This window comes from Clostridium sp. YIM B02569 (assembly GCF_022320765.1).
GTDB classification, from domain to species: Bacteria; Bacillota; Clostridia; order Clostridiales; family Clostridiaceae; genus Clostridium; species Clostridium beijerinckii.
In genome coordinates this window covers 19,869-45,778 of sequence record NZ_JAKJJX010000005.1, presented here as the reverse complement: position 1 = coordinate 45,778, position 25,910 = coordinate 19,869, and the positions used below count along the sequence as shown (strand labels likewise).

The 25,910-nt window shown below is 28.5% G+C and carries 22 protein-coding genes, 1 pseudogene, 1 riboswitch and 1 other annotated feature; of the genes and pseudogenes, 6 read left to right on the top strand and 17 right to left on the bottom strand.

All coding sequences use genetic code 11. The features are described 5' to 3' along the window. Positions 1–42: 42 nt before the first annotated feature. The 4 genes from L3B96_RS05885 to L3B96_RS05870 form a co-directional block, all read right to left on the bottom strand. Entirely contained in the window at positions 43–888 is an 846-nt protein-coding gene (locus L3B96_RS05885) for a hypothetical protein (RefSeq protein WP_077829175.1), read from the bottom strand. A 237-nt stretch (positions 889–1,125) separates the two neighbouring features. Next, entirely contained in the window at positions 1,126–2,586 is a 1,461-nt protein-coding gene (locus L3B96_RS05880; RefSeq protein ID WP_023976057.1) for a HAMP domain-containing sensor histidine kinase, read from the bottom strand. Between the two features lie 5 nt (positions 2,587–2,591). Beyond that, entirely contained in the window at positions 2,592–3,248 is a 657-nt protein-coding gene (locus L3B96_RS05875) for a response regulator transcription factor (RefSeq protein WP_238859298.1), read from the bottom strand. A gap of 386 nt (positions 3,249–3,634) precedes the next feature. Next, on the bottom strand, positions 3,635–4,324 hold the full coding sequence (locus L3B96_RS05870; protein WP_238859296.1) for a helix-turn-helix domain-containing protein: 690 nt from the start codon (positions 4,322–4,324) through the stop codon (positions 3,635–3,637). A 129-nt stretch (positions 4,325–4,453) separates the two neighbouring features. On the opposite strand from L3B96_RS05870, the gene L3B96_RS05865 reads away from it, so the two are divergent. Further along, complete coding sequence (locus L3B96_RS05865; protein ID WP_238859294.1) at positions 4,454–5,146, top strand: YjjG family noncanonical pyrimidine nucleotidase; 693 nt, start codon at positions 4,454–4,456, stop codon at positions 5,144–5,146. A 203-nt stretch (positions 5,147–5,349) separates the two neighbouring features. Here L3B96_RS05865 and L3B96_RS05860 read toward each other — a convergent pair whose 3' ends face one another. Then, positions 5,350–5,856 (bottom strand): cell wall-binding protein, encoded by a 507-nt coding sequence (locus tag L3B96_RS05860; protein ID WP_017210989.1) that lies wholly within the window; start codon positions 5,854–5,856, stop codon positions 5,350–5,352. A 230-nt stretch (positions 5,857–6,086) separates the two neighbouring features. Further along, positions 6,087–6,258, top strand: a riboswitch (M-box (ykoK) riboswitch). 237 nt (positions 6,259–6,495) lie between these two features. Here L3B96_RS05860 and L3B96_RS05855 point away from each other — a divergent pair. Then, complete coding sequence (locus tag L3B96_RS05855; RefSeq protein WP_012059540.1) at positions 6,496–7,752, top strand: CBS domain-containing protein; 1,257 nt, start codon at positions 6,496–6,498, stop codon at positions 7,750–7,752. After that, the gene (locus L3B96_RS05850; protein WP_238859292.1) at positions 7,749–8,990 is read left to right on the top strand and encodes an Nramp family divalent metal transporter; all 1,242 of its coding nucleotides are present in this window, start codon (positions 7,749–7,751) and stop codon (positions 8,988–8,990) included. The genes L3B96_RS05855 and L3B96_RS05850 overlap by 4 nt, the downstream gene beginning before the upstream one ends. Before the next feature lie 324 nt (positions 8,991–9,314). Here the strand turns inward: L3B96_RS05850 and rodA are convergent, their stop codons facing one another. From rodA to L3B96_RS05835, 3 genes are all read right to left on the bottom strand, one after another. Then, positions 9,315–10,433, bottom strand: coding sequence for a rod shape-determining protein RodA (gene rodA / locus L3B96_RS05845; protein ID WP_238859290.1), 1,119 nt, complete (start codon positions 10,431–10,433; stop codon positions 9,315–9,317). A 624-nt stretch (positions 10,434–11,057) separates the two neighbouring features. Then, a complete protein-coding gene (locus tag L3B96_RS05840) occupies positions 11,058–12,095 on the bottom strand; it encodes a LacI family DNA-binding transcriptional regulator (RefSeq protein ID WP_012059543.1) in 1,038 nt (345 codons plus the stop codon). A gap of 344 nt (positions 12,096–12,439) precedes the next feature. Beyond that, a complete protein-coding gene (locus L3B96_RS05835) occupies positions 12,440–13,693 on the bottom strand; it encodes a PTS ascorbate transporter subunit IIC (protein ID WP_207716456.1) in 1,254 nt (417 codons plus the stop codon). 549 nt (positions 13,694–14,242) lie between these two features. Here L3B96_RS05835 and L3B96_RS05830 point away from each other — a divergent pair. Continuing rightward, complete coding sequence (locus L3B96_RS05830) at positions 14,243–14,572, top strand: cupin domain-containing protein (RefSeq protein WP_041898162.1); 330 nt, start codon at positions 14,243–14,245, stop codon at positions 14,570–14,572. Between the two features lie 288 nt (positions 14,573–14,860). On the opposite strand, the pseudogene rhaM reads toward L3B96_RS05830, so the two are convergent. The 3 genes and pseudogenes from rhaM to L3B96_RS05815 form a co-directional block, all read right to left on the bottom strand. Continuing rightward, positions 14,861–15,177, bottom strand: a pseudogene (gene rhaM, locus L3B96_RS05825) (L-rhamnose mutarotase). Between the two features lie 32 nt (positions 15,178–15,209). After that, a complete protein-coding gene (locus tag L3B96_RS05820) occupies positions 15,210–15,845 on the bottom strand; it encodes an RpiB/LacA/LacB family sugar-phosphate isomerase (RefSeq protein WP_238859288.1) in 636 nt (211 codons plus the stop codon). A 15-nt stretch (positions 15,846–15,860) separates the two neighbouring features. Then, positions 15,861–16,664 carry a gluconate 5-dehydrogenase gene (locus tag L3B96_RS05815; RefSeq protein ID WP_012059548.1) on the bottom strand — a complete coding sequence of 268 codons (804 nt, stop codon included), beginning with the start codon at positions 16,662–16,664 and terminating at the stop codon, positions 15,861–15,863. 190 nt (positions 16,665–16,854) lie between these two features. Here L3B96_RS05815 and L3B96_RS05810 point away from each other — a divergent pair, with 190 nt between their 5' ends. Next, entirely contained in the window at positions 16,855–17,712 is an 858-nt protein-coding gene (locus tag L3B96_RS05810; protein ID WP_238859634.1) for an AraC family transcriptional regulator, read from the top strand. A gap of 184 nt (positions 17,713–17,896) precedes the next feature. After that, positions 17,897–18,826 carry a peptidoglycan-binding protein gene (locus L3B96_RS05805; protein WP_238859286.1) on the top strand — a complete coding sequence of 310 codons (930 nt, stop codon included), beginning with the start codon at positions 17,897–17,899 and terminating at the stop codon, positions 18,824–18,826. Positions 18,827–18,897: 71 nt separating this feature from the next. Here the strand turns inward: L3B96_RS05805 and L3B96_RS05800 are convergent, their stop codons facing one another. The 6 genes from L3B96_RS05800 to L3B96_RS05775 form a co-directional block, all read right to left on the bottom strand. After that, entirely contained in the window at positions 18,898–19,581 is a 684-nt protein-coding gene (locus L3B96_RS05800) for a YjgB family protein (RefSeq protein ID WP_238859276.1), read from the bottom strand. Between the two features lie 397 nt (positions 19,582–19,978). Continuing rightward, positions 19,979–20,227, bottom strand: coding sequence for an AbrB/MazE/SpoVT family DNA-binding domain-containing protein (locus tag L3B96_RS05795; protein ID WP_012059552.1), 249 nt, complete (start codon positions 20,225–20,227; stop codon positions 19,979–19,981). A gap of 169 nt (positions 20,228–20,396) precedes the next feature. Further along, positions 20,397–21,428 (bottom strand): DUF1646 family protein, encoded by a 1,032-nt coding sequence (locus tag L3B96_RS05790; RefSeq protein ID WP_238859274.1) that lies wholly within the window; start codon positions 21,426–21,428, stop codon positions 20,397–20,399. A 160-nt stretch (positions 21,429–21,588) separates the two neighbouring features. Continuing rightward, positions 21,589–21,642 (bottom strand) — a sequence feature (sodium ion sensor (DUF1646 type); this cis-regulatory element may regulate processes involved in with the transportation of sodium ions). Between the two features lie 146 nt (positions 21,643–21,788). Next, positions 21,789–24,899, bottom strand: a complete 3,111-nt coding sequence (locus tag L3B96_RS05785; protein ID WP_238859272.1) for a PAS domain S-box protein — start codon at positions 24,897–24,899, stop codon at positions 21,789–21,791. A 118-nt stretch (positions 24,900–25,017) separates the two neighbouring features. Next, the gene (locus L3B96_RS05780; RefSeq protein WP_077831368.1) at positions 25,018–25,368 is read right to left on the bottom strand and encodes an SdpI family protein; all 351 of its coding nucleotides are present in this window, start codon (positions 25,366–25,368) and stop codon (positions 25,018–25,020) included. 20 nt (positions 25,369–25,388) lie between these two features. Beyond that, entirely contained in the window at positions 25,389–25,883 is a 495-nt protein-coding gene (locus tag L3B96_RS05775) for a prolyl-tRNA synthetase associated domain-containing protein (RefSeq protein WP_238859270.1), read from the bottom strand. Positions 25,884–25,910: the final 27 nt, after the last annotated feature.

Here is a 25,910-nt window from a genome sequence, read left to right as displayed (position 1 = left end):
AATATATTAATTCCGAATTAGGACTAGTAGCTTAAGGTTTTCCTATTTAGTGCCAAGCCTAGTTTCATTAATTTCTATACTGTATTCTAAATCTGCATATGCTTTTATCGAAAAACCATCTACCTTACCTGTATATGGACTAATAAATATCTCCACTTTTTTAGAAGAATCATTTTCATCTTGATAAAAAAGACGATGTCCACTCGCACCTGCTACAAGTATACATTTAGGTTTTTCTATATCCCCTAGCTTATGCTGCTTAATAAAATCTTCAGCTGTATTTTTTAATTGTTCTTGGGAAATTGTTAACTTAGGTTTGGATTCATCAAGATATCCTTCACTAATCAATACATTATCTATTTCCTTTGTATTTTCATTAAAATCAAACATATAGCATTTATCTTCATTAATTCCAACCCATCCAGTTTGAACCATTCCGTGCTTTAATTTTGCTACCCTATCCTTAAGTCCATTATCATTTTCTTCAGCATAAGCCATTTCCTTATCATATTCTTCCTTAGATATTTCTTTCTTATCGTATAAATCTTGTATAGCTTTTTTTTCTTTAGGCTTTATTTCATCCAAAGTTTTTTCATTTAATATACATGCACTAAATTTAAAATCTTCATTTTCTTCAACTGATGGTATATTAAAATATTCTTTTAATATACCTAAGGATTTCTGCTTATAAGCTTCCTCCTCATCACCAGTTATTTTTCCTGTACCATCATCTTGAGAAACTGATGAAGTATCCTCTTTAGTGTAGACAACATTTTGTTTTATAGTATCTGCAAAAGCTCCTTTCATATTAATTTGATTAAATATAGCAAAAGTAGATGCTACTACTCCTACTGTTAACAATACTGCTACTATTTTTTTAGAATGCACAATAATCCCTCCATAATATATTTTTTAATTGTGCGTAAGTACTTACCCCACTCTTTAAGTATAAAATTTGAATGTCCCAAAAGTTTATTATAGTTGTGAAATAGTTGTAAACTTACATATACTTCACTAATAAACTCAATCAAAAATCCAGAACTCTCTATTTCTATTTACGATTATTTTTATTCAAACTATCTAAAACTATTTTTAAGATATGTATATAAGTTACGTTCGTACCTTTTAATTCACATGCTTATCATTTATTTCAGCAATATGACTATTAAAAATTAAAGTAACTTCCGTTCCTATACCTAAATTACTATTTATTTTAATATCTGCATTATGAACCTCTGCTATCTTTTTACATATAGAAAGACCTATTCCAGCTCCATTATTTTTTCTACTTCTAGCTTTATCAACCACATAAAATGGCTGCCAAAGTTTATCTAAATGTTCTTTGGCTATTCCTAAACCTGAATCTACAACAGATAGGTGAGTTTTACTCTGAAAAGTGTATATTTTTATATATATTTTCGAATTATTTTTAGATGCTTTTATAGCATTTTCAACTAGATTAGATAATGCCATAGTAATTAGATCCTTTTCTATATCTAGTACGCAATCCTCTCCTTCAATAATTAGGTCTATATTTTTATCTTTAAGTTTACTAGATAACAATCTTCTAACCTCGTTTATTATAGTAGATATTTTTTCAGGCATTAACTCGATTTCTTGAGTCTTTGTATAAATTAAATCCATCATTTTAAAAGCCATCTTTTCAAGCCTTTTTCCTTCTTTATATATGTAATCCGAAGCTTCAACAAATACCTCTTCATTATATTTTGATGTTCTAATTAGATTTGCATATCCAATTATTGAAGTTAAAGGTGTCTTAAGTTCATGAGTCAGATTATTTATAAAGGTTTCCTTCTCAATATTAGATGTTTCAAGTTCGTTTATTTTATCTTCTATTGTCTGTGCCATAAGATTAAAATTATTGGAAAGCACGCTAAACTCATCTCTTGATTTAATTTTCACCCTTTCTGAATACTGGCCAAGGGATATTTTCTGGGTCGAAGCTATTAATGTATTTATTGGTTTTGTTATTAATTTGCTTATAAAAAACATAAATATAGCAAAAATAGAACAGATTAAAATATCTAATTTCATAAAGAGAGCATATTGATTTATTTTTTCAGAATATATATTTGAAATATCTTTCGCATAGTGTACTTTTATTGGATAGTCATATACATTAACTAAGCTACTAGCGTACAAATACTGTTTACCATCTACTGTCCTAATAATATAGTTAGTTTTTCCTGGCAAAAGGTCTTCTAGTTCATCCTTTTCGTTTGAAAATGGAAATTTCATGTCTGAAAATAATATATTATTCCTAGAATCCAAAATTTCTACGTCTCCATGCTGTTCTGCTCCACTATTAGTAGCCTTATTATATTCATCCATTAAAGTCCCAATTAATATATTTATATCGTAGGTATTACTTGAATAGATTTTCTGCATATACATAGAATTAACACTTAATTGTGAAGAAGCAAATTTTTGTTCTGCAAGGCATTTATCAACTTCTTTTTCTAGCAGATCATTATGAAGTTTTTGTATCAATATAAATCCAGCTATGTTCAAAGTGAATACAAGTAATAGTAACGAAAAAAGATATATTTTAAGCCACAACTTCATGTATTTCACTCCTCTAACCTATATCCAATTTTATATACAGTTTTTATGTTATCCCCAATATCAAGCTTTTTTCTTATTTTTTGTATATGAGTATCTATTGTTCTGGTCTCCCCCATATACTCATATCCCCAAATTTTTTCTAATAAATACTCCCTAGATAATGCCATATTTTTATTTTTCACAAGCAAAAGTATGAGCTCAAATTCCTTTAAAGTAAGATCAATTGTCTCATCTCCATTTTTTATAATTCTTTCGTCTTCATATATTTTTAGTCTTTTAAATTCTATACAGTTATTATTTTTTGAATATCTTCTTAGTACTATTTCAATTCTTGCTAATAATTCAACTGTTTCAAATGGTTTAACAATATAATCTTCTGCACCAGATTTTAAGCCAGTTATTTTATCAACAAGTCCATTTTTAGCGGTCAGAAATATTACTGGTATATTTAAACCTCTTATTCTCTTCATTAATTCAAAGCCATCCATACCTGGCAGCATAATATCCATAAGTACAAGATCAAAAGACTCTTTTTTAATTAAGTTAAAAGCCTCCATTCCATCAAATACCTGCTTGCATTCATAACCAGCTATTCCTAGGCTTATCCGTATTAAATTAGATATAGCTTCATCATCTTCTAAAATTAAAATATTTATCTTCAATTATGTATTTCCCCCTAATAACTAACGTGATATTTTAAAGTAAATTCTTCAATTTAGCTTTCATCTCCATTATATAACATAACTTCCAAAGAAATTGCAAAATAGTTGTAAAATAAATTTAGACCTTATTTCATATACTCACTCAAGATAGCTAAATCATGCTTACTTCATAATAGGCCTAAGCCCTTAAATTTTCACAATGTTTAAAATATTTAAATAAGCTTATTTTATCCCTTAAGATTTTATGATATATTTTGGCACTAAAAAATACTTAGAGTTCGTATTTCCCTAAGTATTTTCTGTTTGCATAATTAATCTAACTAACTTCATACTTTATCTTCTTAAGTTATACCCTTACACGTCTTAAAAGTCATCCATTATTTATATTAAAGAGATTTTACATAAATGTTTTTTGAAAGCTCATTTAATTTTTTCATATCTAGTATATTTATCTTCTTATTTTCACACTTTATGATTCCCTGTGATTCCAATTCTTTAAACGTTCTATTTAAATGCCTGTAAGTCGTTCCTAAAAATTCAGCAATCTCTAAATAAGATGAATTTAAAATTATGTAACTTTCATCTATTATATGTTCCATCAAATAACTAGATAACCTATTAATAAGTGGATACACAAAATTATATGAGCTATTATTAATAGTTACATAAAGTTTTTCACTTAAAGAATCTACTAAATAATGTAAAAACTTTGTATTATCGAAATAGTTTTCTCTTAATATATCTGATGGAATTCCTATTAAATAAGTATCTTCTACTGCAATAATATTGCAAAGTATAGGAATGTTTTTTAAAAGTTCTAAATCTCCTACAGTATTAAAATCTCTATAAAATTTTAATAGCATTGATTTACCATTTTCAAAAGGATAAAACACTTTAATTTTCCCATCTACAATTAGATAATAATATTCAAGTTTTTCTTCTGACTTCATTATATATTCTTCTTTTTCATAGAAATGAAGCTGAAAATGTTTTAGTATCGTGTCATCAAATATGCTTTGTATGTTATGCTTTTTAATATAATAATTTAAAAGTTTATTATCTAAATTTTTTTTCATAGACTCTCCTAACATGACTTATGTCATTTTCAAATTCCTATAAATATATTATTTTATTAACAGGACATTGTAAATAAAATTAAATTTTGATTTTTACAAATTTATATACAACTATACGGAGGACATATTATGAACTATGAAGTTATACTATTTGATGCAGACGATACTTTATTTGATTTCAAAAAATCTGAAAGAGAGGCTTTCAAAAACACTATACTCGAATTTAATATCAATTACGATGAAAATTACCACTTAAAAATATATCACGATATAAATACTGCTATATGGAAAGAGTTTGAACAAGGCTTAATTACTCAGGAAAAACTTAAGGTAGAAAGATTTAAAAGACTTGCGGATAAACTTAAAATTTCTTTTGATGAAATTGAATTTGCTAAATCATATATGAAAAACTTGTCTAACTGCTCCTTTTTATTTGATGGCAGCCTAGAGCTTATAGAGCATTTGAGTAAAAGCTATAAACTCTTAATAATTACCAACGGTCTCACAGCTGTACAAGAAAATAGAATTAGAAAGTCAATTATATCAAAACATTTTGAAGCTGTAGTGATATCTGAGGAAATCTCCATCTCAAAACCTAATCCAGAAATATTTGAACATGCTTTAAAAAATATACATCATACTAATAAAAATACGGTCCTTATGGTTGGAGATAGCTTAACTTCTGATATTCAAGGCGGGATAAATTTCGATATAGATACCTGCTGGTATAATCCAGATAAACTTGAGAATAATTCAAAGATAATCCCTAATTATGAAATCTATAGTTTTGAAGAACTTGAACATTTACTGCTTAATTCTTAGAATTTACTAGTATATTTTTAGGACATGCTTAATCTTTATGCACATATAATATTTATAAATAAATCTAAAGCAAAATGACACCAAACTTTCATTATACGAAATTCTGTAATTTTCTTTAAAATAAAGAAGACTAACAGAATAATTCAACTTCAATCTGTTAGTCTTCCAGATCTAAAATATTATATTAAATATTGTTATTTTCCTTAATTCTTACTTGTTGCATTGTTTTCAGATGATTGATTTACTTGATTATTTGCTGTGTTTTGACTATCTGAAATATTTTTATTGTCTGCACCAACAATATTTATATTTTGACCAGTAGTTAAGTATTTTGAGAATATAAATGTTAAAGTGGTAAAATCATATTTTTTATCTCCAATAATAATTGAATCTTGCACTAATTTTCCACTTCCATCAAAGTAATACCACATTCCGTTATTCTTCAACCAAGAATTTGATGCCATAACTCCATTTGTCCAAAAATAATACCAATTTCCATTATACTCCATCCATTGGTTTGTTATTGAACCATCTTCCTTAAAATAATACCAGTCTCCATTGATTTGTTTCCATCCTTTAGCTTTTACACCATTCTCTACCCAATAAGAATGTTTATATTTATCTTGCTTCCAAGTCGCAGAAGCTGATACTGGAATAATCCCTATCACTGATATGGCCAGTAATGATGATATTATTAACCTTTTTACCATTTTATCGTCCCCTATCCATTCAATTAATAATATTATTATATCATATTAATATTACATTTTATTCTAATTTTTTGCAATTATAATCAATTCTTACTTTAGTGTTTTATAACTTCCATATTAAAAATATAACTGCATAAAAATCCACTTACTATGTATATAAAAAATTTTTTTCTACTATTGACGGCTTATACCATGTCGTAGTAAAATTAAGGCGGAAAACAAAAGCTAAATAAAAACTTTGTTAGGTGAGGCTCCTATATAGATACATGCTGCTGCCCGGAAACGTCGAAAGACGCCAATGGGTCAACAGGTATTACCGGATTAAGGTTCTACTTAATGTAGCCGAAAACCATATGGTTTTCTATGCTCTATAGTGCTAAAACTCAACGAGTGAAGGTGTTAATACAACAAATGTACTTTGCGCTACTGCATTCCGTATATTTGTATAATGTTGTGTTTGATTATTGTGCCCTTCACTTATGGTGAAGGGCTTTTATTATTTTTTAAAGGAGGTGTATCCAGTGGATGACCATGATACGGAAAGTTGTAATATACATTTTTATTTAAATTCAAGCAATAATATTTTTAGGGCATTAATTGGATACTCTCTTTATGCCCTGAATTGAAAGGGTGAAAAACATGGAAAAAATAACAAATTTCTTTGTAAGTAAAATTATTCATAAAGAAATTCATAATATTTCTGGCCAAATAATTGGTAAACTAAATGACCTTATTCTTGATTTTAGTCAAGAAAAACCAACTGTAGTATATATACAAATTACAAATTGGAAAAAATCTTTTTATCTATCTGCTGATGCGCTAGATATATTCAAAGATGAAAAAGAAAAGTATCATATTAAAATTAATAGCGAGAGCCTTACAATAAAGTTTCCTGGTGAAGATGATATTTTTTTAGTAAGAGATTTCTTAGATAAACAAATAGTAGACATAAACGGCAAAAAAGTAGAACGTGTAAATGATGTACGACTTGGAAATATAAATTCCAAATGGCAGCTTGTTGCCGTTGATATAGGAACTAGAGGATTACTCAGGCGTCTTGGTGTAGAATATCCTTTTATAATATTAACAGAAGCTTTAAAGTATAGATTAAGAAACAAGTTAATTATATGGGATGATGTGCAGACTTTGTCTACTGGGGTTAACAATCTACAACTTCAAATGCCAGCAAGCAAAATTGAAACTCTACACGCAGCAGATTTAGCAGATATAATCGAAGATCTTGATACCAAAAGCAGAGATATATTATTTCACAGCTTAAACAATCAAAAAGCTGCTGAAGTTCTCGAGGAAATCGAAACTGATGTTCAAGTAAATTTATTAAAATCTATGTCTGATGAAAAAGCTTCTGATATACTTGAGATTATGCCTTCTGATGAAATAGCTGATATTTTAGAAGAGATGGATGAAGATAGAGTTGAAAAACTATTAACACACATGGACGAAGAAAGTCAGGATGAAATTAGAGAGCTTATGGAATACGAAAAAGAAACTGTAGGAAGTATTATGTCAAAAGATTTTCTAACCTTCTTACCTGATGTAACTGTAAGTGATGTATTTAAGTGGATTCAAGGAAATGCGCCTGATGAAGATGAAAGTTATTATATATATATAACAAATGATAAAGATAATCTTATTGGGGTTACTTCTTTATTCTCACTTATTACTTCAAAACCAGATACAAAACTTTATAATATAATGACAACTAGACCTGAAAGTTTAAGGGATACGGATGAAATAGAAGATGCTATAAGCTTAATGCATAAGTATAATCTTGTTTCAATTCCTGTTATTGATGAAGATAATAATTTAGTTGGTGTAGTATCATTAAATGACAGTATCCATGAACATTCACGCTTAAGGAGGGTTGCACTATGAAGAAAGTATTATCCGGTAGATTTAAAAAGCTACTTTTCATTATGACTATTATTGGCCCAGGATTAATTACTGTTAATGCAGGAAATGATGCTGGTGGGATTACAACTTATGCATCTGTTGGTGCGTCTTATGGATATAAAATGCTATGGGGATTACTTTTAATCACTTTCAGTCTTGCAGTTATACAGGAGATGAATGCAAGAATGGCGGTGGTAACTGGTAAAGGTTTGTCTGATTTAATTAGAGAAAAATTCGGAGTTAAGCTTACTTTCTTTGCAATGACCATTTTACTAGTTGCCAATATGGGTGTTGTTTTTGGTGATTTTGCAGGAATTGCAGCAAGCTTAGAATTATTTGATGTAAGCAAATATATATCTATCCCTATTGTTTCTGTAGTAATCTGGTTACTTGTTACCAAAGGTTCATATAAAAAAGTAGAAAATATCTTCCTATTATTTACTCTTGTATTTTTTACTTATATTATATCAGCTTTTTTAACTAAACCTGATTGGGGACACGTAATGAAATCAATGATGACGCCTACCATTGAATTAAATACAAGTTTTCTTCTTACCTTTATAGGAATGATTGGTACAACAATTACACCTTATATGCAGTTTTACCTCCAATCATCAATAGTAGATAAAAAAATCAGTATATCTGAGTATAAATACGAAAAACTTGATGTTTATTTAGGCGCTTTCTGGGGGAATGCAGTAGCATTTTTCATAATTGTATGTACAGCCGTAACACTTTATAAAGCTGGAATAACAATAACTAGTGCAGAAGAGGCTGCAATTTCTTTAAAACCACTTGCTGGTGAAGCTGCATTTATACTTTTTGGCGCTGGACTTTTTGGTGCTTCAGTTCTTGCTACTGCTGTCATCCCACTTTCTACGTCCTATGCGATATGTGAAGCTTTTGGCTGGGAAAGTGGTGTGGATAATGATTACAAGGACGCTCCAGCTTTCTTTGGAATATATACTGGTATAATTGTTCTTGGAGCATTATTTATACTTCTTCCTGGAATATCGCTTATTCAAATTATACTTGTATCACAGCAAATTGCTGGTTTGCTATCTCCTATAATATTAACATTTATGATAATTTTAATTAATGATAAGCGTATAATGGGTGAATACGTTAATAATAAGACTCAAAATATTGTTTCTTGGGCTACAGTTATATTTATTATAATTCTATCAATAATTTTATTTGTATCGCCTCTTATTTCATAATTATATAAATCTGCACAAATTCTTATGAAATAAAATATATATTATACTTTTTATTATTTATAGATCTTTATAAGTAAAATGGAACAATGTATGCTTTAAATAACATACATTGTTCCATTTTATTAATTACCATAAGTATTGCTTATCTTCCTTTGTATACTTAACTTTATTTATTCGAAATATATAATATCTATTCTAAGCTTTTATTACATTGAGGTGTTGTCTAAACTATCAGAGACTGTAAGTTGGATAGTCTTATAACTAATAAATTATACAGAATTTATATATAATTACTCATTAAATGAAATATATTGACTATATATTTTAACTACAAAAGTTAAGTCTACTTTTTCTCATTCCTACATTTAATACAATTCCTAATGACATAAAATTTACAAGTATAGAGCTTCCTCCATAGCTCATAAATGGAAGAGCAATTCCTGCAATTGGCATAATTCCAATAGTCATACCAATGTTCTGAAAAATTGAAAATAAGAAACCAGATGCAGTTCCAACACAAATGAGACGTCCAATAATATCTTTTGATTCTTTTGCATGCTTAATCATTTTATATATTAAAATACTATATAAAGCTATGAGAAAAAGAGCCCCAAAAAATCCCCATTCCTCTCCAACTGCAGAAAATATAAAATCAGTATGGACCTCAGGAATGAAGCCACCGGATGCACGAACTCCTTTTAAAAATCCAGAGCCAATTAACCCACCAGCTCCAATACCTGTTATAGACTGCATTAATTGAAAACCAGCATTCTGCTGATATGATTCTGGATCCAAGAATACCAATATTCTCTGTCTTTGATATGGTTTTAATATATCACTAAACCATATAATAAGACTTAGTGGGACAACTGAGAAAAAACCTGCGACAAGAACCTTTAAGTTTAATCCAGAAATGAAGTATATTCCTAACGTAATAAAGAAACAAATAAGAGTCATTCCTAAATTAGGTTGAATTACAATTAGAAACATTGGAATTAAGGCATAAAAAGATAAGATAAGAAAGTTTTTTGGATTGTTAATATCGCCATCTAGATCATCTAACTTTTTTGCAAGGATTAGTATTAATCCAAACTTTACAAACTCACCAGGTTCTATAGCTCTATTTCCAATCCTTATCCATGATGATGCACCTTTTACTGCTTTGCTTGTTATATCATTAAATAATAAAAGTCCTACTCCTGCCCAATAAATTAGTTTTGCATAACCACCTATAGTATTATAATCAAATACTAAAATAAAATATACAATTGCTAGTCCAATAATTAGCCACAACATTTGCAGTTCAGCATAATAGAATCCAAACTTCATATGAGTTACACTATAAATGTTTATGATCCCAAAGATTGTAATAAAAATAGCTGTCACAAACATAGTAATATCTAATTGTTTTAAAAGCTTGCTATTAATCAAATATTTATTCATGTAAAATTTCCTCCTGAAAAGTCGAAACAATTAGTTTATATGATAATTATGTATTAATAAATAGTAATATTCAACCATTTGTGCCAAATCTTAATTTTAATTTAATACTTGATGTTTCAATATATAATCAAATTTTTAACCTAAATTTTCACATTTAAATTCCCAATTATTATATATTGCTAAACTCATAGATACTCTAATTTTATAAGTATATTAACACTAATAAATATACACCTGAATTTTTTGTAACATACCTACTTTCGTTATTTCCTATTAAATTTTACATCCAATAATTTCAAAATTATGGAACAAAATAGCTATTAGATCATTATAATAAATAAGACATAGCTATTCCTATTATACTTTTATTTATACTCCCTTTTATTTCAAAAAACTCTAGTAGTACTGCTAGAGTTTTTGATTTAAATTTACGAAATACAAAGTATTTCTATATATATTTTTCATCTGAAGAATATGGTTTTGCCATAGATTAAAGTCATAACTTATCTTAACAATATATTTTTAATTCAACTTTTTTAATTATGATAACACCTTAAAATTTCAACTTAAGTATTTTATAGCATAAACATTTGTTTACAGTTTTAATTCTTTAGTGCTTATTCTTTATTTTAACTCACCTAACAAGTCAGAAACCGATTCCCTTTCAAGTAAAATAGGTTCAAATTTAATATTACATATGTTGTTAGATGTTAAATTACCATTGTTATATTCAATTTGATCAAATAATAATTTCGCGCATTCTTTTCCCATATCATAAGCTGGCTGAGCAATAGTCGTAATCGATGGCTGATAAAAAGATGCAAATGATACATCATCTATTCCAATGACTGACAATTCATCCGGAATAGAAATGCCATTTTCTTTTACATAAACCAATAATTTTTCAAGAATCATATCATTTGATGCAATTACTGCTGTTGGTTTATCTTTTCCATTCAGCAAACTTTGAATCATACCTGAAATTTTATCTAGAGGTCCAGATTTTATAAAATTTTTATTTACAGATATTCCATGACTTCTAAGTGCATTGCGATATCCTTTAATCCTATCAACACGATTACTTATAGAATTATTCTGTACAGGAAAAGATAAAATCCCAATCTTTTTATGACCATTTTCTACTAGTAAATCTACAGCTTTTTTGCTAGCTAATAAGTTATCTAAAACAACAGTACTCGCATTAATTTCTTTTATTCGTCTATCAATTAAAACAAGAGGATAATTTCTCGAAACAATGTTTTGATATAATTCAATATTATGACGTGTTGGAAAAACAATTAATCCATCTACTTGCCTAGATATCATAGAATCAACACAATATTTTTCTTTCTCTGGATTATCATCTGTATTACAAATCAAAACCTGAATACCTTTCTTTTGACAAACATCCTCAACTGCCCTAACAATTTCAATTGTAAATCTAGATCTAATGGTTGAAGCAACAATCCCTATTACATTTGTACGTTTTTGTTTTAAACTTCTTGCCAATTGATTAGGTTGATAGTCTAACTCTTCAATTGCCATTTCAATCTTTTTCTTAGTATCATCGCTCATATACTCAAATCTTTCATTTAAAAATTGAGAAACTGTACTTTTTGATACATTAGCTCTTTCAGCTACCTCTTTAATTGTTACTTTCATCTATTTTCCACCTTACTTAAACTTTATCTTATTACGAAACATAAATAATTATTTTTTAATCTATTCTCATATGTATTTTGTAATAATAAATTTACATTTAGAATTTTAATAAATTAAATGCTAAAATAAACCTAATAATGTAGGAACTCAATTGCACTACATATATAAACAATTTAAATTTAACATAAAATAAAACTGAAAGCTAGATAAAATCTAACTTTCAGTTTTAAATTTTATAGATAAACAATATATAGCTCAGATTTATTTTATAACTTACTGAATTTATACATATTACTATTATTCATACTTTTATTTAATTAGTTTGTTATATTCTATGGATTTATCTATATAAATCTGGCTATAAACCAAAGAATTAGTGAAGTAACTGTAAAATCTGAATCTGCAAATGTTACATTTCCTGCATTCATGCTTGTAAAAATAAACAATGTAACTGCTGGCATTACACAGAGGAATAATCCATCTAGAATGCTACCTATTATTGCACCACGAAGACCTCCAGTTGCATTTCCATATATAGCAGCAGCACCTCCAGTAATAAAACAAGCCATTAGCCCTGGAACAATAACAGGTAATCCAATTATCGGAAATATTAATATACATACAACTCCTGTAGCCAAACTTACTAGGAATCCTATAAGTACTGCATTAGGTGCTTTATCAAATAAAACTAACACATCAACTGCTGGGATCGCTCCTGGAGCAAATACATCAGCAAATCCTTTAAAGGCAGGTACAATCTCTTCAGTAAATAAGTTTACACCTTGTTTTGCAACAAACAATCCTCCCGCTAACATAGCTGATTGCTTTAGGCAATATACAAAGAAATTAAGACCTCCTGATAATTCATACACAAATCCTGTTCCACCTTTGATTCCAGCAATTAAAAACAGTGCTAACATTGTTAAAGTTGTTGCTACAATAGAATCTCTCAAAAATGATATTGATTTCGGCATATTTATTGATTCAGTAGACTTTTCCTTATTTCCTACTAGCTTTCCAACTAAGGATGAAATAAAATATGCAATCATTCCTGAATGTCCTACTACATATTCATCTGTGCCAACGATTTCAGCACTAGCTTTACGTAACGCAAATGGAGCTATGGACATATATATTCCTACAATTATACTTCCAATTATAATCGTTATTATTTGTGAATAACCTAATCCATTCATAACAGCTGTAATAGCACATGACATGAATAACATTAGATGCAGAGATAAATATATAAACTTAAATTTTGTGAAACGAGCTATTATAATGTTTAGAAGCATTGCAAACAATAATATCAAAGATGCTTGTACACCTAATGTATCTAAAGTGATCGATAGTACAGCTTCATTACTTGGAATTATGCCTGTAATATTAAAAGCATGTGTGAATATTTTTCCAAATATAGCTAATGAATCTCCAATTATTGAACCGCCAAGCTTAATTAAAATAAATCCCATAAAAGATTTAATAGTCCCTGTAATTATCTCTGGTATAGATTTTCTTTGAAATAATAATCCTAATAAAGTCACTAACGCAATAACCACTGATGGTTCCCTTACAATTCCTATAAACGTTGTCATCATAATATATATCTCCTTTATTTTATAAATAATCAATTTTCAAGACTTATAGCAAGCATTTCTAAGTTTTCGTAACATTGGCCAATAAAATTTTAATAAGTACTCTTTCTTAAAATGAAATCCACAATAAATTAATTCGTTTACATACAATTCATTAACTTATCCATATTTATTAGTTTTTAACTTTGCATACCGTTGATACTAATAAAAAAACTTTCTCCATATTTCATTCATATCCTCTCTTCAAAACTAATATATAATATTTTTACTAAACCGGTTTATTAAATATTATCATATAATGATAGCGATTGCAATAATCTTATAAAATATTTTTATCTTCTATATATATTTTAATAATGAATCTATATCAGCAACATTATTAGCATAAATACTAGATAATCATTAGAATGAATGAAGTCAATTGCAATGCATATTCTCTATTTTTAAATACCTATCTACTTCATAAATAAAATTTTTTTATAAATATAATTTGAAAATATATAAGAACTATGATATTATTTTAGTAAATCGATTTATAAAGGAGAGACTTTTATGATTATTAAAAATGAAAATGCAATTATACAACATCCAGACGATAATACAACAAGAAAAATTCTAGCTAATGGAGATTCTCTATTAGGAGCAAGAGTTATTTTCGATAAGACAACTACATCAGTTGTTCCTCACACTCATCCTCATGATCAATTTACTTACGTTTTGAAAGGGAAGCTAAAATTCATTATAGATGGTGAAGAAACTATAGTAGCTGCTGGAGATTCTTTATTATTCCCTTCAAATGTTCCACATGGTTGTATTGTTTTAGAAGAAGGTTCTGAAGTACTAGATGTATTCACACCGACAAGGGAAGATTTCTTAGAATAATTTGACCATATAGGATTTCTCGTTAAAAGTTTGAAATATCCTAGTCAGATGAATTGGATATATATTTGTGAAATTTTCACAGCAATATAGAACAAATATGTATCTAATTTTGGCTGATATTCATATATGTTCGATTCTCATTGTGAAAACCTAGTGATTAATTTTATATTAATTAAACAAAATAGCTCTCCAATTATACAGTATAACAACTTTATAATTGGAGAGTTATTAAAATTTATAAAGAAAATTTTAAATACCTAATAATTTTCTTTTTCTATAGACTTATACCTAGTCTAAATGAAATACTTCTTTCAATTCAACTGAAACAGGACTATTGTCCTCATTAGTTTCCATGATATCCTTCATATATTTCCACCATTTTTGACATATCTCTGTTTCTGAACTTTTATTCCACAACTCTTCATCTTCTATTTCCAAATAACCAAATAAGCTGCTTGACTCAGGATCTAAGAAAATAGAATAATTTTTCGCACCATATTCGCGCAACATATCTACACCATCTCAGGCCAGATTTCATCGTGACGTTTCATATATTCATCATAAAAATCTTTAAATACTTTCATTTTTATGCCTTTACGAATCATTTTAATTTCTCTCTAATACCTACAGATACTTATTATAATATCCTTTTAATATACTCTGCTATTTCATTACACTTACAGTTATCAAAGAAATATTCTTTAAAATTAGTTCCACTTACAGCACCTTTTAATAAATCTTGATCTATATTCTTTAAGATTGTTAACATATCTGTATGTGTTACCTTTTTAACTTCATCTAGTATCTTTTTATTTCTTTGTTCTGGTACTACTCTATCCTTTGGATATCCTTGACCACTTTCACCCTCAAATAATTTTTCAAAGATGTATTCTAAATTTAATTCAGCTCCCCATCCAAATCCTTTGGCAAACGGAAGAGAAATTGCATTTCCATCATTTATTTGTGCAAACATGTACGCATCAGATGGATCTACTATATGACCGCATAAAACACCTGGGAATGCATTACATGCAAGCATTGCACCTTCCCCTGTTCCACATCCTGTAACTACATAATCTGCTGCTCCTGAGTTTAATAATATTGCAGCTAAAATACCATTTTGAACATATGTTAATTGCGCTTCACCTTCTACTCCATACATTCCATAGTTAAATACTTCATGACCTTTTGGCTCTACAACTTTTTTAAGTGATTCACATATAATTGAATTTTTTGCTGCTTGACTGTTTTCATTTATTAATGCTATTTTCATACTATCGTTCCTTTCCTATTGAGGTTGTTTTCCTATATAAGCTAAGATACCACCATCTACATATAAAATGTGACCATTAACAAAGTCTGATGCATCAGATGCTAAGAATACAGCTGGTCCTGCTAAATCTTCTGCTGTTCCCCAACGTGCTGCTGGTGTCTTTGCAATTATAAATTGATCAAATGGGTGTTTTGAACCATCTGGTTGAACTTCTCTAAGTGGTGCTGTTTGTGGTGTAGCTATATATCCAGGCCCTATACCATTACATTGGATATTATATTCTCCATATTCAGAAGCAATGTTCTTTGTTAACATCTTTAATCCACCTTTTGCTGCTGCATATGCTGAAACTGTCTCTCTACCTAACTCACTCATCATTGAACAAATGTTTATTATCTTTCCGTGACCTTTTTTTATCATTCCTGGTATTACTGCTTTAGACACAATAAATGGTGCATTTAAATCTACATCAATAACCTTACGGAAATCTTCAGCTTTCATTTCAAGCATTGGAATACGTCTGATTATACCTGCATTATTTACAAGAATATCAATTACTCCTACTTCTTTTTCAATTTTTTCAACTAATTCATTTACTTTAGCTTCATCTGTTACATCACAAACATAACCATGAGCTTTTATTCCTAATTCTGCGTAAGCTGCTAGCCCTTTATCTACTAATTCTTGATTAATATCGTTAAATACAATAGTAGCTCCTGCTTCAGCATAAGACTTTGCGATACTAAACCCTATACCATAAGAAGCACCTGTTACTAATGCAATTTTTCCCTTTAATGAAAATCCGTCCATAATTCCCATAATCAAAATCCTCCTCTATGTGTTACATTTTATATTTACAGTATATCACTACATATAATCAATTTCTTGTTATATCCTTTCGAAAATATTGCAAATCTTGAACCATAGATATATAATGAATGCATTATATATTAGGTACTGATGTTTTTAAAGTAAACTTACACTAAAAATGAAAGGAGAAGTTTTATTTATGAAAGAAGAAAATTCTTGTAAAGCTTCCATAAAGAACTGCTTAGAACAGCGCTATTTCTCTATTGCACGCCTATATAAAGAAGAAAAAACGATGGACATACATATACATGATTGTTATGAAATATATTACTCTATATCCGGCGGAAAACAAATACTTATTCATAATAAGCTATACGACATTAGCCCTGGAGATCTATTTGTAATTAACCAATATGAAAGTCATCACGTTTCCAAGGTTGATAGGGCTCATGAACGAATTGTCATATCAATTCATCCAGAATTTCTTAAATCTATATCAAGTGATAAAACAGATTTAGGTTATTGTTTTACAAATCGTAGTGAAAATTCTAATCATAAAGTCTCTTTAAATAAAGAACAGCAACAACATTTTCTTTATTTTATCAATAAAATAATAGCTACTAATGGATATGGCTCTGACATAATTGAATATGCATCTTTTTTAGAACTAATTACTTTATTAAATGGAATTTATATTGCAAATAATAACTTACATGTTGACGATCACTCTTACAAGTACAATCAACAAGTCCAGGAAATTATAACATATATAAATGAAAATATTACTGAACCTATTACCATTGACTATTTAGCAAATCATTTTTATTTAAGTCCATCTTATATATGTAGAATATTTAAATCAGCTACTGGAACTACTATAAATAAATATATTTCAGCACGAAGAATAACCATAGCTAAGTCATTGTTAGCTAATGGCACAAATGTTAATGAGGTTTGTGAAAAATGTGGTTTTAATGATTATACTAATTTTCTAAAAACCTTTAAAAATGCAGTTGGAATTTCTCCTAAAAAATATTCAACATTTAGCATAAGTTAACACTTAAATTTTTTGTATAACTACCTTAAATCCATAATATATTTATTAGTAACATTATCTAATTAACTAAAGTGAAATCTTTAGCGAAAACTTAGTTTTTGAGTTTATATAAAGCATAATATGAAAATAAAGTTATGCATTTTTAAATTTTGATTAGTTTAACAATTTTAAAGGAGATATGATTATGTTACTGGAAAAAGGCTCTACTGGTTCTTACGTTACTTATCTGCAATATGCCTTAAAAATCAAATGTTGCTATTTCGATATAGTTAATGGGGAATTTTCAACTACAACATATAATTCAGTGATAAAATACCAAAATTCAAAGGGATTAACTGCTAATGGTGTGGTTGATGATACTACTTGGACTATTTTAAAAACAGATATTCAATTAATTCAGCAGCAACTTAATAGGAAAGGCTATGTCTTAACTGTTGATGGTATTGCTGGTATTAATACCTATAATACAGTAGTAAAATTCCAAAGAGAAAACGGTCTTGTGGCGGATGGAATGGTTGGATCTAGTACATTAGCAGCTTTGGTTAGTCAAACACCAAGTGCACCGCCGTCTTCAACATCTGAACAAATTGTTTCAATAAATCAGCTTAATGAAGTAGGTTGGAAAAATGTATCCATTAATCAAATTAATGAGCTAAATAGCTGTTTAAAAACATTTGCTATAATAACATTTCCAAGGTTAAGGCATTTTATAAGCCAATGCAGTTATGAATCTGAATGTGGACTTTACACTAAAGAAGTTGATCCTGGTTATAAATACGAAGGTCGTGAGGATTTAGGAAACATATATCCTGGAGATGGTCCAAAATTTAAGGGTGCTGGTTATATACAAATAACTGGACGAAGTAACTACCAAAGCTTTTCAAATTATATGCGTGATAAAAACATTATGGACGGAGTTAACTACGTAGCAGCTAATTATCCTTGGATGAGTGCTGGTTTCTGGTGGTATACTAATAATATGAATTCTCTTTGCGATAGCAGATCTTCTGTTGAAACTATAACAAGAGCTGTTAATGGTGGATTAAATGGCCTTAGTGGCAGGCAAAAATATTATGATATTTGTCTTAGAGTTTTTAGGAGCGATGTCTACTAATTTATATTTTTTATTACATAATAAGGATATGCCTCAAAATAAATATTCCAAAGCATATCCTTATTACTAATCTACCATTCTCTGCCCTTATCACCAGACATATTATTTTTAGTTCCACTAGGATATAATACCGAGTAATGGTCCAATTTAGGATCATTTCCAGAGTCCTTAAAAACAAATAAAATCTTAAACTCGCTTCCAGATTTATAGCCTATAATCCTTTCCCCATTTGATGTAACATCATGATCTGGCTGACCAAAAAAGTCTTTAACATCTGAAAGTGAAATTTGTTTTAGCTGACTGTCAAATGATCTAACTTCAAAAACTTGATCACCTTTATTAGTACCAAAGACAACATTCTTATTTGAATAAGTAGCATAATTCCCTTTTGCTTCTCCTACCCAATCTGATTTATCTGCTTTTCCCCACTTTTTTTCTATATCTTGTAGAGTTGAAGTTTTTACTGGGAAATCGCAGTTAATAATCTTCCCCTCTTCAGATAATTTCTTAATATTATCAAGAACGGCTTTCTGTGCATTGTTTTCAGTATTTGACGTCTCAACATTACTATTTTCTGAAGAAGCATCTGACTTTGAATTTTTGTCTTCACTGCTTTCACTAGTTTCACTGCTGTTTTTGCCATCATTTGCTGCATCACCTGAAGGCTTACTTGAATTCGAGCATCCTGCCATTATAGTTATAAACAAGGTCATAACAATTATTACTATTGATTTTTTATTAAAAAATAAACTCATCTCATTTCTTTAGGCATATCACTATACGAATCTATAAGTTCCTTAGCCTAAATACTCACTTCCTTTCCTTTTATATAAATATTTTAACTTAGATTTACTAAAATACCACAATTATATAATACCCATAATTGATATTATTACTCATTAAAAAATATGGTTATTATACTCTAATTTTATCACTTTTATCATTTAAATAGGAGCCTGTTAATAAATAAAATTACTAATAAACTTACTTCTATAATAAAATCTTGAGGATTTATGAGTTTCGTTAATATAACTTTTTCCTTTTAAGAATAATTTATAATCAATAGATGGTATTAAAATCAAGGCTTAGATTTTTGTTTGATACTAAAAATCTAAGCCTTGATTAAATAGAATTACATCATTAGTAATTTTCTTATGTATTTAATTTCTTTAATTCTTTTATACATTCTTCGCAGATAGCAACTTCTTTAAATTTAGTAACACTTTTTATATTGCCGCAAAAAATACATCCAGGAGCATATTTTTTTAATATTATTTTCTTTTCTTCTTCAAAAATTTCTAAAGAGTCCTTTTCATTAATTGAAAGTAATTTCCTTGTTTCCTTTGGAATTACAACTCTTCCGAGTTCATCGACTTTTCTTACCATTCCTGTTGCTCTCATTATCAACGTTCCCCCTTAATATATTATAATTCTACTATAATATATTTCGGAAATTATTTACAGTCTCATTTTTTCAAATTATGGCAAATTAATACCATTTTTTAGCTTTAGATTCTTATTATCAGCGTTATTGATAGATTTTAAATATTTTTACATTTTTCAAAAAATTCTATATTTTAAATAGAATAATATAATAAATTATCATGATAGTCATTCCAAGTGGAATCCCAAGCTTCATCCATTCCTTGCTGTTAATTTTTAATTTACCGGCAGAAATGATATTAGGAATATTCCCGGGAATCATCATTCCTCCACTAATAAGTAATCCCATTAACACCGCTTTAACCTGTACCTCAGACATTTTCACACTTATTTCAGCAGCTGCTAGTGTTGCATTATCAAGGACGGCTGATGACATATTAAACCAGTATAAATAGCCAGTATGAAGATTTATTACATAAGTATCAATTAATGTTTTAAAACCTTCTCCAAGTAATTCCAAAGCTATAATAAATAAAATAATTTTAAGTGCTCTTATGAATATTTCCTTGTTAGTTTCTTCTATAATAATTTCTTCTGTATCATTTGATTCTATTTTTTCTTGAATACCATAAAATGTACCAATAATTCCAAGAATAAATATAGCAGGTATTATATAAACTCCATACTTATCTAATAGATACCAAAAGCTCACATTAAGTTTTGAAACAATCATTGTAGACAATGGCTCTCCTATAGGTGTTAATACAGCTCCGATTCCAATTGAAAAACATGCAACCACATCAATATTGATTTTATTTTTTCTACTTATCGGCAATATGCTAACTATTTCTACTAAAAGCAGAGCTGCAATAATGGCAGTTATTATGCTTGATAAAAACCCAATAATAACTATTAACAAAAATACAAAAAATTTTAATGGTACATATTTAAGAATATATGTAAGTGCTCCTTCTATATGAGTTGATAGAGCTTTAAATATAAATCCGCCAATTAGTACTGCAACAGCTATTGTATACATAAATTTATTTTGAATAATTCCCAAAAATAATTCTTTATTTATAGCTCCTGATGTGACACATGCTAATACTCCTACTATAAATAAAAATATTTCAAGATTATTTTCAACTTTCTTTGATACTATTGGTAATACAAATGTCACTACCAATAATAATATTAATACATAAAACAATTTCAACACTGCCCTTTCTTCATAAAATGAACTTGATTACTGCTTAATTCCTATTAGATTTTCACCATAATTAACAAAATTACAAATGATTTAAAGTTAATCTCTTGGCATTTTTAATTTAGCACTTTAGCTAGATATAGTAATAAAAAAAGTGGGAAACTCAAATAAGAGTTTCCCACCCTAGAAACAAATTTCTTGGAATCAAGCGTAAACTTGTCCAACCGATAAAAAAATATTCTATTAAATCTTTCAAAATTATAGCATAGAATCTATAAAAATTCAAATGGAATATGTAATAAATACTAGCAATATATTTTTATAAATTGCATTTAGCAATGAGATAGTTTAATAAAAATCTACGGTAATTTTCTATGAATAAATATCCGAAAACTCTACATGTATAGTTTGTATTAGACGATTTCCAGAAAACTCTACCACTTCGCTTTCACCCTTCTCTTGAACTATGCTTTCACTAGGAAGAAATATTGAGAAAGAACTTCCTCTTCCGACCTTACTTTTAAGAGATATAGTTCCTCCAATTGCTTCAACAAATTTCTTAACTAAAGATAGACCTATCCCAGTTCCTTCTGCTTGCCTTGATAATGAACTATCAACCTGACCAAACCTTTCAAAAATTACATCAGCTTTTTCCTGAGGTATTCCTATACCTTTATCTTTAACTTCAATACAAATGCCATCTCTTCTTGATAGTATTTTTACACTAATTGATTTTCCTTCTGGAGTAAATTTAATGGCATTTGATAAGAGATTGAGCAGTATTCTTTCATACTTTTCATCATCTATCCCAACTATCTTTTGTTTAACGGATGATGAAAATATTATATCAATGCTCTTTTGACTAGCATACGTATATACCGAATCAACAATAGCCTTAGTCATAAATATTATATCTATGTTGCTTTTATTAACTTTTATTCTTCCTGCATTAGCTCTAGTAATATCCAATATATTATTTACTAGTCTTAGCTGCCTAAATGAATTTAATCTTATCATCCTTAAGTACTTTTTGAGCCTGTCCGATAATTCTTCACTGCAAAAATAATCTATTGCTTGAATAGCAGAATTTATAACATTAAGAGGTGTTCTAAACTCATGTGATATAAGTGATAAAAATTCATCTTTCATTTCTAATGCTTTTTCAAGAGTCTCATTTTTTTCTCGTTCAGCTTCCAAAAGCTTGATTTGAATTTTTTCTAAAGCTTTCTGATTTTCCATGAAATCTGTTATATCTCTACTATTAATAATTCCATAAGCAAAGTTTCCTTCTTTATCAAAAACGGGAGTTCCACTCACGGAAACATATTGCTCACACGCCCCTATTTTTATCTTCATAAAGTATTCTTTAACATATTCTCCACGTATAATCTTACAATGTGGTATATCTTCTGCTATAATCTCAGATCCATCTAAATCTAAAAACTTTTTGTTTGTATCCTTTGGATGATTATAATCCCAATAATAGCTCATTCTTTTTTGTGCCATCTTATTTTTCAAGAAAATTTCGCCATCTTTATTAAAAACATAAACTGAATCTTGCATATTATCAAGAATGGCCTGTAACTGCTCTTTTTGCTCCAATATTTTTCTTTCATTATTAAACCGCTCCGTAATATCATGAGCAGAAATCAATTTTGTAATTAAATTTTTCCTATCATCATATATTGGGCAAGCGCTTACACTATAATGAATAGTTTTATCTGGTCCTTTAGCTGTAATAATGAAGTTTTTAATACTCTCACTATTCTTTAACTTAATACCTGGTAGATCATTTACTTCAAGCAGATTTCCATCTTTATCATAGTATTTAGCATCTTTGCACGTATCACCAATGCTTTTATATCCATTAATATCGTATATAAATTTTTCTGATTCTTTATTTAATAAAGTTACACTGTTATCTGGATTAAACAAAAACATTCCATCTGATGCACTGCTAATAATTGCTTCAAGTTTTTTATTTTGTTGTTCTATAAGCATCTGTGCTTCAATATCATGTGTAATATCATGACAGCAAAGAACTGCAAATTTTATATTTCCATTGCTATCATAAATAGGTCTTCCATTTAAACTAATATGTTTTGTTGTAGTAGCATTTTTTAGAGTCATTATGTCATTTATAACTACTTCTCCCCTAAATACTTTTGAAATAGTCATTTTTTCTTTAGGAATTTCATCTCCATTTAAATCATAAAACTTAAAATTATTGGGATTACTTATCCTCCTAAGATTAGTATCCTTAAAATATTCTTCAGCAGATTTATTAGTTAAATAGCAATTTTTATTACTATCATAAATAACCAGCGCATCGTCTATACTTTGTATAATATCATCTAATTCAGCTTTTTGATGTTTAATTTCCTCTTCTAACTTCTTCCTTTCAGTTATATCACGATTAGTTTCAAGTACTACTAGCTGCCCATATTCATCAACAAAAATTTGATGACTTGTTTCAATGATAAGTTTTTTTCCATCTTTTTTAGTATGCTCTATTTCACCGCTCCATACACCATCTTCCAGTATACTCTCCTTAATAGTTTTTATATCTACCGAACGAACAGTTTTTAATAAATCATGACTTATGCAGCCAACAGCCTCATCGCTGGTATAGCCATACATAAGCTCTGCACCTTTATTCCAATAAGTAATACTTCCATTTAATTTCCAAGCAAAAATAGCTTCTCTTGATAAGTTCAACATGTCTGCCTGTCGTTTTAACGTATAATTCTGCTGATTAATTATTTCTGCCTGTTCCTCAATTTTTTTTCTATGTACCACCTGTTCAGTTGTTTCTGTAAGCATTGCAACGCAATATTTTATTTCACCATCTTCAAAAATAGGTATTAATGATATTCTCCAATAAGTAATTCCTCTACTAAAACCATCATATTGATATTCATCTATATTACATGCGCATTTAGTTCTAATCAAGTTATTCCAAAGCCTTTCATATGCACTTCCCTTAAAACCCGTCACAAACTCAGATATATGTTTTCCTATACAATTTTCTATTTTATTAAAAGGCGCATCCATAAAACTTACATACTTCTCATTAGTTTTAAGAAGCGTCATATCCGGAAGACTATATACTCCTACTCCATAATAATTATCTAAAATTAATTCATTTAAAAATGAATGTTTAATTTCAATATTAGAATTCATTTTTTCACTAAAGATATATATCTCTTTTTCTTTCTCACATATTACTTTTATATTAACAAATTTAACTCCTAAAGATTTCGTGAACAAAAAATAGTTGATCTTCTCATCAATATCGCTAGTATTAACGTTTGGACCAACCCTTAATTTTTCAAATACATTAATTATGCTACTATTCAATAATTCCTCATATCTATACTCTGTTAATTCTATAAACTGTGCACTAACATCAACAATTAAACCATTTTCTATAACTAAAAAAATTGGACTTTTCTTATATTCACTAAGCTTTTCTTCTTTCATTTATGACACCCCCATTGCTAATAACAATTATCATTAGTTATAATATTCGCATAGGGATATTTTAGCATAATATGACATATTTTTCTACAAAACTACGTAAAAAGTAGAATTATTACTCTTATTTACGTTTACCGTCTTTATCAAATACTTTTCTTAAATGAACCTCTGTATAAAATATTGATATTAAAACAATTATTAAAGATCCCATAACACATATTATATTTGATTTTCCTGGATTATTCCCATATAAAAAAGTTATCGTGATGGAAAAAATTATTGATATAACTGCGCCTAATATCATCATTGTTCCACTATAGCTATTTGCTTCTTTCCATACATCATTGTTTTTCTTTGAAAAAGAAGTTCTATATCCATAAAAATTATTTACCTCCTTAGGAGGCCACAATTTTAGTATAACTCCAACAACAAGAAATACTATGCTTGGTCCTAAGTTGCCTAATATCTCCATAAAACTTTCCTCCATTTAAGCTATATCTCTATACATTTAAATTCATTTTTATGCCACATAATAAATTTTTCGAAATCTTTATAAGAAATTCCTATGGTCGCTGTATTTACATTAGGATGAAAATTCACAATATCTTGATTACCTAACTCTTTATCTACTAATACTATGACTTCTCTATTAGAATCGTTTATTAATCCAAAAGGAGTAACTGATCCTGGTTTCAGCTTTAAATATTTATATAAACGTTCTTCTGATGCAAACGATAACCTAGTACTTCCAATTTGCTTATCTAAAGCCTTTAAATCAACTCTCTTATTTTCATCTAAAACAACTAAGTAATGGGTATCTCCTTTTCTATTCCTAATAAAAAGATTTTTGCAATGACCTCCTGGAATATCGATATCTAAATTTTGGGCTTCTTCAACTGTATATATTGGATTATGCTCATATTTAGTATACTTAATACCTAATAAATCTAATATTTCATATACTTTCTGCTCATTTGTAGTACTCATTTTTTCTCCTTTTCTATAAGAATATAT

Bases quoted from the DNA above. Each gene is read 5' to 3' on its own strand.
- L3B96_RS05880 (WP_023976057.1), bottom strand. From the start codon at position 2,586: ATGAAGTTGTGGCTTAAAATATATCTTTTTTCGTTACTATTACTTGTA.
- L3B96_RS05870 (WP_238859296.1), bottom strand. From the start codon at position 4,324: ATGAAAAAAAATTTAGATAATAAACTTTTAAATTATTATATTAAAAAG.
- L3B96_RS05865 (WP_238859294.1), top strand. From the start codon at position 4,454: ATGAACTATGAAGTTATACTATTTGATGCAGACGATACTTTATTTGAT.
- L3B96_RS05860 (WP_017210989.1), bottom strand. From the start codon at position 5,856: ATGGTAAAAAGGTTAATAATATCATCATTACTGGCCATATCAGTGATA.
- L3B96_RS05855 (WP_012059540.1), top strand. From the start codon at position 6,496: ATGGAAAAAATAACAAATTTCTTTGTAAGTAAAATTATTCATAAAGAA.
- L3B96_RS05850 (WP_238859292.1), top strand. From the start codon at position 7,749: ATGAAGAAAGTATTATCCGGTAGATTTAAAAAGCTACTTTTCATTATG.
- rodA (WP_238859290.1), bottom strand. From the start codon at position 10,433: ATGAATAAATATTTGATTAATAGCAAGCTTTTAAAACAATTAGATATT.
- L3B96_RS05840 (WP_012059543.1), bottom strand. From the start codon at position 12,095: ATGAAAGTAACAATTAAAGAGGTAGCTGAAAGAGCTAATGTATCAAAA.
- L3B96_RS05835 (WP_207716456.1), bottom strand. From the start codon at position 13,693: ATGATGACAACGTTTATAGGAATTGTAAGGGAACCATCAGTGGTTATT.
- L3B96_RS05830 (WP_041898162.1), top strand. From the start codon at position 14,243: ATGATTATTAAAAATGAAAATGCAATTATACAACATCCAGACGATAAT.
- L3B96_RS05820 (WP_238859288.1), bottom strand. From the start codon at position 15,845: ATGAAAATAGCATTAATAAATGAAAACAGTCAAGCAGCAAAAAATTCA.
- L3B96_RS05815 (WP_012059548.1), bottom strand. From the start codon at position 16,664: ATGGGAATTATGGACGGATTTTCATTAAAGGGAAAAATTGCATTAGTA.
- L3B96_RS05810 (WP_238859634.1), top strand. From the start codon at position 16,855: ATGAAAGAAGAAAATTCTTGTAAAGCTTCCATAAAGAACTGCTTAGAA.
- L3B96_RS05805 (WP_238859286.1), top strand. From the start codon at position 17,897: ATGTTACTGGAAAAAGGCTCTACTGGTTCTTACGTTACTTATCTGCAA.
- L3B96_RS05800 (WP_238859276.1), bottom strand. From the start codon at position 19,581: ATGAGTTTATTTTTTAATAAAAAATCAATAGTAATAATTGTTATGACC.
- L3B96_RS05795 (WP_012059552.1), bottom strand. From the start codon at position 20,227: ATGAGAGCAACAGGAATGGTAAGAAAAGTCGATGAACTCGGAAGAGTT.
- L3B96_RS05785 (WP_238859272.1), bottom strand. From the start codon at position 24,899: ATGAAAGAAGAAAAGCTTAGTGAATATAAGAAAAGTCCAATTTTTTTA.
- L3B96_RS05780 (WP_077831368.1), bottom strand. From the start codon at position 25,368: ATGGAGATATTAGGCAACTTAGGACCAAGCATAGTATTTCTTGTTGTT.
- L3B96_RS05775 (WP_238859270.1), bottom strand. From the start codon at position 25,883: ATGAGTACTACAAATGAGCAGAAAGTATATGAAATATTAGATTTATTA.